Annotated in this window: 12 protein-coding genes; all 12 read right to left on the bottom strand. The window is 57.3% G+C overall.

The genetic code is table 11. The features are described from left to right. Positions 1–5: 5 nt before the first annotated feature. The 12 genes from DK391_RS15940 to DK391_RS15885 all read right to left on the bottom strand — a co-directional run bounded on the left by DK391_RS15940 (position 6) and on the right by DK391_RS15885 (position 13,475). The gene (locus DK391_RS15940; protein ID WP_109478940.1) at positions 6–1,040 is read right to left on the bottom strand and encodes an NAD(P)-dependent oxidoreductase; all 1,035 of its coding nucleotides are present in this window, start codon (positions 1,038–1,040) and stop codon (positions 6–8) included. Between the two features lie 22 nt (positions 1,041–1,062). Beyond that, positions 1,063–1,953 (bottom strand): aminoglycoside phosphotransferase family protein, encoded by an 891-nt coding sequence (locus tag DK391_RS15935; protein WP_162600814.1) that lies wholly within the window; start codon positions 1,951–1,953, stop codon positions 1,063–1,065. After that, the gene (locus tag DK391_RS15930) at positions 1,943–2,896 is read right to left on the bottom strand and encodes a sulfotransferase (protein ID WP_109478938.1); all 954 of its coding nucleotides are present in this window, start codon (positions 2,894–2,896) and stop codon (positions 1,943–1,945) included. Before DK391_RS15930 ends, DK391_RS15935 begins: the two co-directional genes overlap by 11 nt. A gap of 39 nt (positions 2,897–2,935) precedes the next feature. Further along, complete coding sequence (rfbG, locus tag DK391_RS15925; RefSeq protein WP_109478937.1) at positions 2,936–4,024, bottom strand: CDP-glucose 4,6-dehydratase; 1,089 nt, start codon at positions 4,022–4,024, stop codon at positions 2,936–2,938. Next, positions 4,003–4,782 carry a glucose-1-phosphate cytidylyltransferase gene (gene rfbF / locus DK391_RS15920; RefSeq protein ID WP_109478936.1) on the bottom strand — a complete coding sequence of 260 codons (780 nt, stop codon included), beginning with the start codon at positions 4,780–4,782 and terminating at the stop codon, positions 4,003–4,005. Before rfbF ends, rfbG begins: the two co-directional genes overlap by 22 nt. A gap of 358 nt (positions 4,783–5,140) precedes the next feature. After that, entirely contained in the window at positions 5,141–5,692 is a 552-nt protein-coding gene (gmhB, locus tag DK391_RS15915; RefSeq protein WP_109478935.1) for a D-glycero-beta-D-manno-heptose 1,7-bisphosphate 7-phosphatase, read from the bottom strand. Positions 5,693–5,694: 2 nt separating this feature from the next. Further along, entirely contained in the window at positions 5,695–6,402 is a 708-nt protein-coding gene (locus tag DK391_RS15910; protein ID WP_109478934.1) for a nucleotidyltransferase family protein, read from the bottom strand. After that, positions 6,399–6,980: a D-sedoheptulose 7-phosphate isomerase gene (locus DK391_RS15905; RefSeq protein WP_109478933.1), complete on the bottom strand. Its 582-nt coding sequence runs from the start codon at positions 6,978–6,980 to the stop codon at positions 6,399–6,401. The genes DK391_RS15910 and DK391_RS15905 overlap by 4 nt, the downstream gene beginning before the upstream one ends. Continuing rightward, positions 6,977–8,023 carry a dehydrogenase gene (locus DK391_RS15900; RefSeq protein ID WP_109478932.1) on the bottom strand — a complete coding sequence of 349 codons (1,047 nt, stop codon included), beginning with the start codon at positions 8,021–8,023 and terminating at the stop codon, positions 6,977–6,979. The genes DK391_RS15905 and DK391_RS15900 overlap by 4 nt, the downstream gene beginning before the upstream one ends. Beyond that, positions 8,016–11,279, bottom strand: a complete 3,264-nt coding sequence (locus DK391_RS15895) for a methyltransferase domain-containing protein (protein ID WP_109478931.1) — start codon at positions 11,277–11,279, stop codon at positions 8,016–8,018. Before DK391_RS15895 ends, DK391_RS15900 begins: the two co-directional genes overlap by 8 nt. Beyond that, positions 11,279–12,661: an ABC transporter ATP-binding protein gene (locus DK391_RS15890; RefSeq protein ID WP_109478930.1), complete on the bottom strand. Its 1,383-nt coding sequence runs from the start codon at positions 12,659–12,661 to the stop codon at positions 11,279–11,281. The genes DK391_RS15895 and DK391_RS15890 overlap by 1 nt, the downstream gene beginning before the upstream one ends. After that, a complete protein-coding gene (locus DK391_RS15885) occupies positions 12,651–13,475 on the bottom strand; it encodes an ABC transporter permease (protein WP_239482845.1) in 825 nt (274 codons plus the stop codon). The genes DK391_RS15890 and DK391_RS15885 overlap by 11 nt, the downstream gene beginning before the upstream one ends. Positions 13,476–13,498: the final 23 nt, after the last annotated feature.

Raw genomic sequence — 13,498 nt, 5'->3', positions numbered from 1 at the left:
TGACATCAACGTTGATGAGAACGATACCAGTTGTATGTTCTCCGAATCGCTTCGTCGAGCGGCACACTAATCCGCGCGGCGAGCTCGTTTGCAGCCCTACTAATATCCGGAACGTAGCGATCAGGCGCGGCGCCTAGGGCGGCTTGGCCAAGCACCTGAATCCTGTCTGAAGATTGCCCCGTTTCGCGAGCTATCGCCTCGGCCAACTCACGAATCGAAACACCGTGATCGGAGCCAACATTGTAGGCACGACCCGCGTGACCCCTTATGAGAATTGCAAGAAGCCAAGCTACGAGGTCCGTCGCATACATGTATGACCGTCGCGGCGTGCCGTCTCCCTTAATAACGAATGGCTCGTCACGTAGCGCGTTGAGTAGAAAATTGCCAGCGGCAAATTGTTTGTCCAGCGCCAATTTGGGACCAATTTGCGCAAAGATCCGCGCCGATGAGCACGACATTACTCCTGGCTCGCTGAAGACCGTGCCTAACCATTCAGACGCTAGTTTTCCAATTCCGTAAGCCGACGCCGGCGTTTCCGAAGAGAGCGATCCTACGCAATCCTCGGGTATCCTATCGATAGTCCGAGGAATTCGGCCATAAACGGCACCCGAACTCATGATCAAGACTTTTTGCGCGCCGCGACTTCTTGCAAACTCAAGCACTTTGCGCGTACCTGCAACTGTTACATCGAATGTCTCGATGGGAGCTTGCTGGGCGATCACGTCTGTCGCGCCATGAATCACATGAGTGTACTGTCCAAGGGGTGCAGAGAAAGTCCGAATGTCTCCTTCGACCATTTGCACTGAATCATGATCCGCTAATAGTGGACACTGTTCGGCGAAACTCTTAGGATTGCGCGAAAGTACGGTTACGGCCAAGCGCAAATCCAATGCGGCATCGGCATGGAGCAGGCTATTCAACAGCCAATGCCCGATATAGCCGGTTCCTCCAGTAAGGAACACACGTGCGCCTTTCAAGGCGCGAAGATCATTCTCTGCCGCCACGAGTACTTCATTGAGATCGTTGTGACTAATCTGCATCGACTGCAATCCTTTCTGAACTTCACGCGAGCGCGAGCACTTCACCGATTCGCTGCTCAACCGTTAGCAGATTTCCGATCAAACCATTCGCACGGCGCGATAGATCGCTCTTGAGCACAAGAATCATCACCAATAACGCCATTTCGGCGTCTACACCCAAAGACGTTTGCCCGAGAATTTCTTTGCCGTAGTAAGAACGATTCTCAAAGAATGTAAGCCAATACAAATAGTCGTAACCTTCGACCCCAAGGAATGCATCCTCCCAGTCGATCACAACCAGGTTATCTTCACCGACCATGATGTTGCGAGGCCCTAGGTCACCGTGGGCGACCGCAGTAGGGAATCTCTGCCATTCGCGTGCGAGATACGCCAAGCGCGCATGCAAATCGTCAAACATCGGCTGACTAATTTCGCCCGCCGAGGCCAAGTCGGAAAGTCTCAGGATTGCGTCGTCGATCAGCGTGCCAAGCGTATCTGCGGTCTCGAGTGACTCGACCGAAAAAGACGAAAGCCGAGACCGAAACTGCCGAATAAGAGCGAACACTTTATCCGGCGTTAAAGGTTTATCCCTAGGATTAAGCGCGTCCATGACAAGCCATACGCGGGAAGAAGCGGCACTCTCCGCCACTTCAAGACGTTGGATCGCCAACATCTCACCATAGAGGTGAGACAAAATGCGAATTTCTTTCTCAAGATCCGCCTTACTGCTTGCAGACGCGTAAGACTTAAGAAATCGCTTACGACCATCCACCGGTGCGATAAATCCGACGCCTAGCGTGCCACCGCTAACAGCGACGAATGAAGCATCGGGCGCTCCTAGCATGTGCAGAGCTGGCCGCACATCGACGAGCGCCCTAAGACTCTCCAGATCGCTCGAATCACTGCGAGCGAAATGCCTAAGCTTACTCAGCACGATAAAACTGCGCGAGATAAGGCACTTGGTCATACTTAAAGTGCCGCGCAAGTGCAGTCGTGCCTTGAACGATTTGTGCTTTTTCTGCGTCGCTCAACTCGTTAATGATCTCTTCGTTATAGTCTACAGTGCTCTTGAGCACAGTACCCCAAGGGGCGATGTTGTCCTTGATCTCGACTCCGTTCCAGCTCGGATACAGCATCGATTTCTCAAAGCCAACACCGATAAACTCAGCGACGTCATGCATAAACGCCTCCTTGTTTCCAACGAGATCCTCATATCGGAAGATCTTCACGTTACGCGGGTGCATGCGTGCGTACATCTCTACCGTTGAATGGTAGATATTCCAAGTAATGAGGTATTTGCTCAGTGACTGCGGAAACGGACGACGCTTCGTGTCGCGGTACGCAGAGAACGGATTGCGCACAATATGCATGATCTTCGCATCGGGGAAATCACGCACGATCCGATCCGCATCGATCCCAATCGCAGGCGAATAGCCGACATAGGTCATGTCGCCCTCAGGCTTCGTATAGTAATTCTTCCATGCGGAAAACGTGGAGCGGAAAAAAGCTTCAATAACTTGTCGACGCGTGAAAGGAGCGTCGCCGAGCAACTTTTGGAAGTCAGCGATACGATCGGCCTCATTAAGCACCAGGTCCGCGTCCTTAAATTTCGAACCGTTCTTTTTGCGCAGGAACGTCTTCATTTCCTCATCGATCATTTGCTCATAGAGCTCGATCGCGGACAATCCCTCAGGAAATTCTGGATAGCGATATTGCACACGCTCCACTGACGCCAGAAAATCGTTGAAATTGCGATTTCCCAGTTGTGATTCGAACGGATATACCAACAGCTGGGAATGACCGTCCAAGTGACGGTGGGTAACGTTGCCGCCGTGCTCAAAGCCAGCGGATACCATAACGAAATTAAACTTGCTCATATCTATAATTTCCGTATTGTCCAAATGCACGCCCGATTATCAGACGTGGCGCATGTAATCCTCAATCTGCGAGATTGTGCATGCTCGCATATCTCCACCATCGACCCAAGCACGATGCCAGTCGACTATGCGATGGATCGTTTCGTCCAGCGACCATCGCGGCGTCCATCCAAGCACTTGTCGCGCCTTCGACGAGTCCAATTTTAAGTGAGCTGCTTCGTGCGGATGATCTCCCTCATCGATGATCCAGCCTGCCCCATCACCCCAGCGGCGGGTCATTCGCTCCACGATCCACTCCACAGTACGGACATCTGTATCGGACGGACCGAAGTTCCAGCCCTCCGCATAGGCAGCGCCTTCATCGTGAAGGCGCTCCGCAAGCAATAGGTAGCCGGACAACGGTTCAAGAACATGTTGCCACGGCCGAATTGCCCTTGGTGAGCGAACCTGAACCGGCTCACCTGCAGCAATCGCGCGAAGAATATCCGGTATTAGCCGCCCCTCCGCCCAATCGCCTCCGCCAATCACGTTCCCGGCTCGCGCAGATGCGATTGCGCAACGATGCTCAGAATAGTCGCCGGCTGGAAAATACGAATTGCGGAATGCAGAGGTAACAAGCTCCGCACACCCCTTGCTATTGCTGTACGGATCGAACCCGCCCATCGGATCTTGTTCCCGATAACCCCAGACCCACTCGCGGTTTTCATAACACTTGTCGCTCGTAACATTCACAACGGCGCGGACACTCGAAACGCGCCGCACCGCGTCGAGCAAATGCACGGTGCCGAGCACGTTCGTGTGGTATGTCTCAATTGGATGCTCGTACGAGTATCGCACCAATGGCTGCGCCGCCAAATGGAAGACGATTTCCGGTTGAGCATCCGCCATGAGGGTCGCGACTACAGATGGATCACGGATATCTCCGATCTCAGAACGAATCCCATCGGCGGCCCGCGCGAGTTCGAACAGACTGGGTTGTGTGGACGGGGAAAGCGCAAAACCCGTAACATCCGCTCCGAGTGATCGCAACCACAGCGACAGCCACGTTCCTTTGAAACCAGTGTGTCCCGTTATTAGGACGCGCTTACCGCGCCACCAATGCGCATTCATTTTTGCCATACCTTCCATGGTGCCTCGCCCGTACGCCACAAATCTTCAAGAAACGTCTTGTCGCGCAACGTATCCATGGGTTGCCAGAATCCATGATGTTGAAAAGCGGATAATTGGCCCTGCTTTGCAAGCGTTTCGAGAGGCTCACGCTCCCATACAGTGGCATCGTCGGCCAAAAGGTCGAGGACCTTTGGAGAAAGTACAAAGAACCCACCGTTGATCATACCGCCATCGCCTTTCGGCTTTTCCTGAAACGTCATCACTCGATGATCGGCGTGAATGTCCAGTGCGCCGAAACGACCCGGTGGATACGTCGCCGTCAACGTTGCGAGCGTCTTTTGCTCGTGATGAAACGCAACCAACGCAGAAATATCGACGTCGCTCACGCCATCACCATACGTGAAGCAGAAAGCATCTTCGCCACGGATATAAGGAGCAACTCGCTTAAGGCGCCCACCTGTCATCGTGTCTTCGCCCGTATCTACAAGAGTGACACGCCACGGTTCGGCGTGCTGCTGATGTACATCCATTCGATTATTTGCCATGTCAAACGTGATATCCGACATATGCAAAAAATAGTTGGCGAAGTACTCTTTGATGATGTAGCCCTTGTATCCACAGCAGATCACGAAATCGTTAATCCCATAATGCGAGTAGATCTTCATGATGTGCCACAGAATCGGCTTTCCCGCGATCTCAATCATCGGTTTTGGACGCAGATGCGTTTCCTCCGAGATTCGGGTACCAAGACCACCCGCGAGAATGACCGCTTTCATTTGACTGCTCCTCCTCTGTTCCACACTGCATCCGTTGCAATGGGAAGCACCCAAAGCGACACCGATATTTCGTTTCACGCAGAATGTGATGTGCACGCTGACGCGCTTATGGGCTGCCAATCACGCGAAATTTAAAGCGCGCGCCATTATAAGCACACATTTTAACAACTCTCCGCCGACACAATGCACCTCGTGGCAACCCAATAGTCATGGAATTTCACATAGCAAAAACGATGCAACTCGCAACGTGCTGACGCGAGCATCGTGCCATGCGCCCAGCCGTTCGGTTGAATGTGTGTTGTACGGAAATCTTGACGCGTCATGTGACGAGGATTTCCGTGACAATCACTGTCGATCTTTACAGCCAGTGAAGAAGGGTCGCCACTTCGCTCAATTCATTGATCGACATGTAGCCATCGTGACCCGAAGCCTTAGTTTCTCCGCCCAAAAGAAACCGATGCTTTACGCCGGCCGCCCTCGCCGCCTGCATATCAGTCAAGGAATCCCCAACCATCACAGACGCCGAAAGATCGACATCATGCTCCCGTGCCGCCTTGAGCAGCATCCCCGGCTGAGGCTTCCTGCATTCACACGCAATCTTGTAGCTGCCGATTCCCGCATCCGGATGATGCGGACAGTAATACACCTGCGTGATCGGCGCGCCTTCTTGCGCAAACTGCTCCAGCATCCATTCCGTAAACCCGGCAAACGTCTCCTCGGTGTAATACCCCCGAGCAATCCCCGCCTGATTCGTCACGACAAACACATCAAAGCCCGCACGCCGCGCACGCCGCACCAACTCAAAAATCCCCGGCAAGAAAACACAATCTTCCTTGCGATGCAGATAACCAATATCGACATTGATCACCCCATCGCGATCGAGGAACAGTGCGCGTTTCTTCTCGCCCATCGTCAGGCCACCATCTTCGGAACAAGCGTCTGCGCAAGCGCGTAATCGTCCGGCACACCGATATCGATCAGTTGACTCACAGCCGGCACCGCACTCACGCGCAGTTCAGCCAGATGCGCATGCAGTAAATCCTGTTCGAACGAAAACTTCTCCGGCAGCGGATAGCGCTTCAAAGCCTCACGCTTGACCACATACACGCCTGCATTGATAAAGCCCGCGCCCGTCTGCCCTTTCTCGCGAAACGCCGTCACGCGACGCATCGGCGTCGTGTCGAAATCCACCGCACCGTAGCGCGCGACATCATCGAGCTTTGCAACAGCCATCGACAGATCGACATCAGCCGATGCCGCAGCCGAAGCGAGTTCAGCAAACTCGACGATCGTCATCGTGTCGCCATTGAGCACGAATGCCTCATCGCCACTGATCGCTTCGAACGCCTTCGCAATCGCGCCACCCGTGCCGAGCGGCTCGTCTTCGACGACATAGTGCACATTCAGCGCACCGAACTTCGCGCCAAAGTACCCTTCGATCACTTCACGCTTGTAGCCAACCGACAGATAAACGTCACCAATGCCCTGCTGCTCCAGACGCCGCAGCACCCACCAGAGAAACGGCTTACCTGCCACTTCTGCCATCGGCTTGGGAAGGTCGGGCACGACCGAGCGCAGTCGCGTGCCAAGACCGCCAGCCAGAACGATTGCGGGAATCATGCGCGCGGGAAAATGCTGGATTCAACGAGTGCGCAGACGATATGTCCGAGCAGGATATGCCCTTCCTGGACCTTCGGCGTCTCGCGCGACGGCACTTCAATGCACACGTCAGCCAGTTCGCCCATCAGGTTGGCGTTCGCACCCGTGAAGCCGGCCACGTACAGCCCGTTCTTGCGTGCTTCCTCCATCGCGGCCAGCACGTTCGGCGACTTGCCTGAAGTCGAAATGCCCCAGAAGATGTCGCCCTTCTTGCCGACAGCCTGCACCTGGCGCGAGAACAGCTTTTCGTAGCCGTAGTCATTGCCGATCGCCGTCATCACCGACGTATCGGTTGTCAGCGCAAACGCCGGCAGGCCCGGACGGTCGTAGTTGAAGCGGCTCACGAATTCGCCCGCGATATGCTGGGCGTCGGCAGCGCTGCCGCCGTTACCGGCGATCAGCACCTTGTTGCCCGCGTTCAGCGCGTCGACGATGGTCTGCGCGAAACCCGCGACCTTGTCGAGCAATGCGTCGTCTGCATGGATCGCGGTGAAGAGATCGATCGCTTTCGAGATCTCCTTGCGGATGGTGTCCTTCATTGCGTTCTCCAGGAATACGCACCGTGCTCTGTGAAATTGCAGGTAAAGACCTGGCCATTGAATGCTTCGAGCGCGCGAATCACGTTCGGGCGTTTCGTCGGATCGACGACGAACATCATGAAGCCGCCACCGCCCGCACCGGACACTTTGCCCGCCAGCGCGCCTGCCGCAATCGCTGCGTCATAGATCGCATCGATGCTCGAATTGCTGATGCTCGTCGCCATCAGTTTCTTCGACGCCCACGAGAGCCGCATCGACTCCGCAAAGCTCGCGAAATCGCCCTTGAGCACCGCTTCCTTCATGCGCGTCGCTTCCTGCTTGACGCGATGCAGCGCGTCGAGAGACGTGTTGTTGCCGCTTTTCACGCTATCGGTCTGCTGCTGGATGATCTTCGCGGATTCGCGCGACACACCGGTGTAGAACAGCACCAGCGACGACTCGAGCTCGGCACGAATCGACTGCTTGATACGCAGCGGATTCACGATCACGCGATCGCCGTAGAACTCCATGAAATTGAAGCCGCCGAACGCAGCGGCGTACTGATCCTGCTTGCCACCCGCGAAAGCGAGATCGACACGTTCGATGTCATACGCCAGATGCGCGATGTCGTACTCGCCCAGCGGAATCTGCAGATATTCGGCGAACGCGTGCACGAGCGCGACGACCATCGTCGATGAAGAACCCAGGCCCGATCCCGGCGGCGCTTCCGAGTGCGTCGTGACCGTCACGGCAAGCGGACGGCCCTCGTTGTAGTCACGCACGATGCGGTTGTAGACGCCAACGTGCAACTCGAGACCCTTGACGAGATCGAGCTTCGAGGTCGAAGCGCCCGACCATTGAATCGAATTGTCGGCAGCGACGAGTTCGATCGAATCGTCGTCGCGCGGCGTGATGGTCGCGTACGCAAACTTGTCGATCGTCGCGTTCAGCACGAGACCGCCAAAGTCGACCGAGTACGGCGACACGTCCGTACCGCCGCCAGCCAGGCCGAGGAGCAGCGGAGCGCGTGCGCGCACCGTGCCGGGTGTGTAGGTATTAGCCATGTGTTGATCCAACCTTGATGTCCATGTCGTGTGCGAAGACGGCGCGAATCGCGTCGCTCGAGAAGTTGGCCGCCACGTAGTCGCGCCCGGCGTCCGACACGGCGAACCAGCGCTCGTCGTTGCGCAGCAGGTCGATCACGTAATCGGCCAGCACGGCGGGATCGTCTGAGATCGGCAGGAACGCGTCGAGGCCGGGCATGCCCTGCACGCCAACGGATGTTGTCACTAGCGGGGTGCCGAAGTTCATCGCTTCCACCACCTTGTTCTTCACACCGGCGCCGAAGCGCAGCGGCACGATCGCCACGCGCGCGAGATCGTAAAGCTCTGCAAGACGCTCGTCGCTGACATAGCCCGTCACGTTGACAGCGGGGCCAGCGAGCGCCTTCACTTCGTCGGTCGGGTTCGAGCCGACCAGCATCAGATGAACGTTCGGCACGGCCGTCCTGATGCGCGGCAGGATTTCGCTGACCAGCCACTTCGCTGCATCCACATTCGGCGGATGGCCAAAGCCTGCAACGAAAATGATGTGCTTGCGTTCGCCAAGGCTCCCGGCCACGTCCATCGTCGGACGGCGTTCGAAGAAATACGGCGGCAACGTGCGTGCGTTGATCTTCGGCGCCATGTGCAGCACAGTGTCGGTCTCCGCTTGCGACGGGTAATACACGACGTCGACGGCGTTCCAGACGGACAGTTCTCTCGATCGCTCCGTTTCAGCCTGACGCAACAGCTTCTGGTTGCCGGACACTTCGAACTCTTTTTGCAGACGCGCAAAATGAAGATCGTGGCCGTAGTACAGCAGCTTGGCATTCGGCCGGAACTTGCGCAGCGGCTTGATGAACGATTCGCTCACATGCGGACGGTTCAGCAGCACGTAATCGAGCTTGAGATCGGTCTTTTCCAGCCAGTCGTCGAAACCATCGAGGAACTCGGCGCCGTAGAACACTTCGACGCCCATCTGCTGCAAGGGACGCACGTAGGCCTCGTCGTACCAGAGGTTCTGCGGCCAGAACTTCACGTTCAGGCCCATCTCCAGCAACACGCGGATGAAGCACACCACCGAGCGCGAACCCGCATCGCGGTCGGGTTGCGGCACGTAGTGATCGACGATCAGCACGGTTTGCTTGCCAGCCGAACGCTCCGACGCAGCCACGACATTCGTGCCGTTATCGAAGTGTTGCGACTCCAGTACGCTGCGCCAACGCTCGTGGAATTTCTTCTGGTTCTCGACCTGATAGGCCTTCACGCCCGAAGCCGTGTCAGTGCCGTTCGAAATACCTTCGTAGTGGACGATGACGGATGCCGGCTGGTAGTACAGCTTCTTGCCTGCCTGGCGGACCTTGAAGGCCAGATCCGAGTCTTCGCAATACGCGGGCACGTAGAGTTCGTCGAAGCCGCCCAGCTGGTTGAAGAAGTCACGCTTGATCAGCAGCGATGCGCCCGACGCATAGTCGGTTTCGCGCACGTAGTTGTATCGGCTCTTCGATGCATCATCCAGGCGGCCGTAGTTCCACGCCGAAGCGTCCTTCCACAGAATGCCGCCGGCTTCCTGCAGGCGTCCGTCCGGGTACACGAGTTTCGAGCCGACCATGCCGCAGTCTTTACGCGTGTCGAACACGGCGAGCATGGTGTCGAGCCAGCCCGGCGTGACTTCCGTGTCGTTGTTCAGGAAGTAGACGTATTCACCACGCGCATGCGACGCCGCATAGTTGCAGCAGCGCACGAAGCCAAGATTCTTCGGATTTTCGATGAAACGAAGGCCCGGAATCTCCTTCATGCGCAGGATATTCGGATCGCCCGACACGTCTTCAGCGACGATCACTTCGATCGGCACACCCGGCATATGATCGACGATCGAGCGTACGCATGACAGCGTGTGCGGCAGGTTGCCGTACGTCGGAATAACGACGGACACGCGCGGGTTATCGACCTCGGGCAGTCGCAGGCCGGCGATGACGCTGTCGGCTTTCTCGAGCGGCACCGTGCCGCGTCCGAGGATCTGCGGCAAGGGCTTACCCTTGCGCTTCCACGTTTCGTAATAGACCACGCCTTCGAACAGCGGACCGGCCACGCGGAACACCATCTCTGCCATCCGCGCCTTGACGCGCGGGCTGAACGGCATGGCACGATAAGCGGCGTAGCCCCAGCGCTTCGCATACGGACGCAGCGGTCCGACATACGGTCCGATGTCGCCGCGCGCGATTCGAACGGCAGCGCGCAACGGACGGGTGATGCGCCAGGACGTCGACGTATGAATGGCGATCATTTCCGCCTGCAATACGCCGATGGCTTCCTGGAGCTCGTCCAGTTCGTGGCGCATGCCTTCGTATCGGCGGTTGAGAATAGCGTGAACCTGACCGGGCACGCGGCTGGTCATCGACTGCTTCAGACTCTGCAACTCGGCATCGAGCGAAAGCGCCCACTGCGTGCGCTCTTCGAACTCGGCTTGCTGCTTACGGATGAGCTCGTCACGGGCTTCGATTTCGACGGTCTGCCGCGTTGCCCAGGCAATGACTTCACCCTGGCGCGCGTAGAGATCGCTGCCCTGTTCGAAGAACACGGACGAATGCAGTTGCGGCAACGCACCGCCTTCCTTGAAACACACCGCGAGGAAGTACATCACCCCATCGAGTTGGGGCGTACGGACATCGACGATATCGCCTTCGAGCGTGAGTGCCGAATAGGTCGAGTCTGATCCCTCGGTAGGCAGGATGATCGAACTGGTCGCAATGCGCTGGCCGTAGTATTTGACGGACGCGAAATGCCGCTTGACGAGCGCATCCAGTTCGTCGAAATACAGTTCCTTGACGTGGAATTCGTTGTGGAAGTTACGGTCGTCGGAGTAGACCTTCTTGTTCGGCGACGACAGAATCAGAAATCCGCCCGGCTTCAGAACGCGGTGAATCTCCGACAGCATTTCTTCGTGCAGCGTCAGATGCTCGAGTGTCTCGAACGACACTACGGCGTCGAACGTCGCGTCAGGCAGCGGAATGTCCGCGGCGCTACCCTGCACGAACGACAGGTTCGAAACGTGTCCGTAACGGCCCGTCGCGGGTGCGACGGCTTCGTCGGAAATGTCGACGCCCGTGACCGATGCAGCGTACTTCGACAGAATGTTCGAGCCGTAGCCTTCGCCGCACGCGATATCCAGAACCTTCAGACCCTTCAGCGCCTGCGCGGCCCAGCCGTACCGATGCCAATGTTCGTACCGCATGTCACCGGCTTCGGTCGGTATGTAGCGTTCACCCGTGAATTCCATCAGACCATTGACCTCTCTTTTTCTACACCGATCCGCAGCATGGGAATGCCGACCAGACCGTGCCGCATCGTGCTATCGACGGTGCGGAATTGCAGCGCATCGTGAACCCAGTGCTGCTGCGTATGATCTTCCTGCGTACCCGACGCCACGGCAGCGTCGATCGAATACGCGCCCACAGGCAGAATCGGCATACGGAACTGGAACGAAGCGCGGAACACGTCATCCGGCTCGCCGTCCAATACGTCTTCGTACGCAAGGTGCGTGTTGTCGCCGAACAGACGCTGACCCAGACGGGCTTTCAGATAGAAGCCGAAAATCAGCCCAGGCAACGCGCTGTTCACTTCGATCTTCAGTTCGAGCGTGACCAGTTCGCCGCCTTGCAGCAGTTGAGTCTTGTTGCCGCTGTCATCGAGAAGCGACACGTCGACGATCTTTGCACCGCCCGCACCAAACTCGCCGGCATGCGCATCGGGATCGAACTCGAACACGCGAATCTGATTCGCCGCGCGCAGTTGTTCGAGACGCGGATCGATCACGTCAGCCGCGACCATCTTCGCCCGCGCCCGCTCCGCCTTCGCCGCCGTCACCGTCACACCTTGCGCCTTGCGATCGAGCACATGCTGTTCCGCCAGATACGCCTCGACCACTTCTTTAGCCGGCCCATCCAGCCGCACCGACCCGCGATCCAGCCACAAGGCACGCGAGCACAGACTCGTCACCGCACCCACGTCGTGACTCACGAACAACAAGGTGCCCGTCTTCTGAAACTCGCGCAAAAACCGCAAGCACTTCTGCGTAAACCGCACATCGCCAACCGACAACGCTTCATCGACCACCAGCACATCGGCATCGACGTGCGCGGCAATCGCAAACGCGAGACGCACATACATCCCGCTCGAATACGTCTTCACCGGCTGCGACACGAAATCGCCGATCTCGGCGAATTCGATAATCGACTTGTAGCGCTCCTTCAGTTGCGCTTCCGTGAGCCCGTAAAGCATCCCGCTGAGGTAGACGTTTTCTTCGCCCGTGAACTCCGGGTTGAAGCCCGCACCCAGTTCGCGCAACGCAGCAATACGCCCGCGCCGCTGCACTTCGCCTTGTGTGGGCGACAGCGTCCCGCACACCAGTTGCAAAAGCGTCGACTTACCCGAGCCGTTCTGCCCGAGGATCGCCACCGTTTCGCCAATATCGACGTGCAGGTTCACATCCCGCAGCGCCCAGAACTCGCGAAAATACTCTTTCGGCTGACGGCCGAGCAGCCGCGAAAGGCGCGGCAAGACCATCTGCTTGAGACGGTCTTGCGGCGCTGCGTAGATCTCATAACGCTTGCCGAGGCCATGTACCTCGACAGCGGTTTGCTTGACGCTGTCAGAGCACATCGGCGAATCCCTTGCGAGTTTTCTGGAACCACAACAGGCCCAGCGACGCGATCACGTACGCGACAACCGAATACACCAGCAGGCCCAGCCAGTTAAGCTGACCGCCCCAGATTGCAACCGTCCGGAACTGATCGATGACGAAGGTCAGCGGATTGAGCATGATCACGGCCTGCAGCTTCGGCGGCACCGAGCTCAACGGATAGAACACCGGCGCCATGAACATCAGCAGCGACGACACGATGCCCATCACCTGACCAAGGTCGCGCATGAACACGCCAAACGATGCCAGGAACCACACCAGCCCCGCGATCATCACGACGAACGGCACCAGAATCACAGGCACGAACACGACCGTCCATGGAATGTGGCCTTGCCACGCGAAAATCGCGACCAGCAGAATCAGGAACGCGACCAGCATGTGAAACAGCGCGGTACCGATGGCGATCCACGGCAGCGTCTCCAGCGGAAACACCACCTTCTTCACATAGTTCGGGTTGCCGACCACGAGCATCGGCGCGCGCGTCAGACACTCGGAAATGAGGTTATGGGACAGCACGCCCACGAACATCACCACCGCGAACTCGATATGCGAAGTCGATTCCGCGCGCCAGCGCGACTTGAACACGAAGCCGAACACGAACGTGTAGATGCTGAGCATCAGGAGCGGCGTGATGAACGACCAGAACAGACCGAGGAACGAGCCCTTGTAGCGGCCCGCCACTTCGCGCTTGACGAACTGCACGATCAGCGGCCAGTTATCGACGAGCGAATAAACGACCGCGAGCGGATGCGCATGCCGTTTCGTTGTTCCCAATTGGGTTGCCATATTCGAATGTG

Source organism: Paraburkholderia sp. C35, from assembly GCF_003121405.1.
Classification (GTDB): domain Bacteria; phylum Pseudomonadota; class Gammaproteobacteria; order Burkholderiales; family Burkholderiaceae; genus Paraburkholderia.
The sequence above is the reverse complement of the archived record's forward strand: the minus strand, read 5'-3'. Positions and strand labels throughout refer to the sequence as shown.

Coding starts and splice junctions, on each gene's coding strand:
- DK391_RS15910 (WP_109478934.1), bottom strand. CDS start 6,402: ATGATTCCCGCAATCGTTCTGGCTGGCGGTCTTGGCACGCGACTGCGC.
- DK391_RS15900 (WP_109478932.1), bottom strand. CDS start 8,023: ATGGCTAATACCTACACACCCGGCACGGTGCGCGCACGCGCTCCGCTG.
- DK391_RS15940 (WP_109478940.1), bottom strand. CDS start 1,040: ATGCAGATTAGTCACAACGATCTCAATGAAGTACTCGTGGCGGCAGAG.
- rfbF (WP_109478936.1), bottom strand. CDS start 4,782: ATGAAAGCGGTCATTCTCGCGGGTGGTCTTGGTACCCGAATCTCGGAG.
- DK391_RS15930 (WP_109478938.1), bottom strand. CDS start 2,896: ATGAGCAAGTTTAATTTCGTTATGGTATCCGCTGGCTTTGAGCACGGC.
- DK391_RS15895 (WP_109478931.1), bottom strand. CDS start 11,279: ATGGAATTCACGGGTGAACGCTACATACCGACCGAAGCCGGTGACATG.
- DK391_RS15905 (WP_109478933.1), bottom strand. CDS start 6,980: ATGAAGGACACCATCCGCAAGGAGATCTCGAAAGCGATCGATCTCTTC.
- DK391_RS15890 (WP_109478930.1), bottom strand. CDS start 12,661: ATGTGCTCTGACAGCGTCAAGCAAACCGCTGTCGAGGTACATGGCCTC.
- gmhB (WP_109478935.1), bottom strand. CDS start 5,692: ATGGGCGAGAAGAAACGCGCACTGTTCCTCGATCGCGATGGGGTGATC.
- rfbG (WP_109478937.1), bottom strand. CDS start 4,024: ATGGAAGGTATGGCAAAAATGAATGCGCATTGGTGGCGCGGTAAGCGC.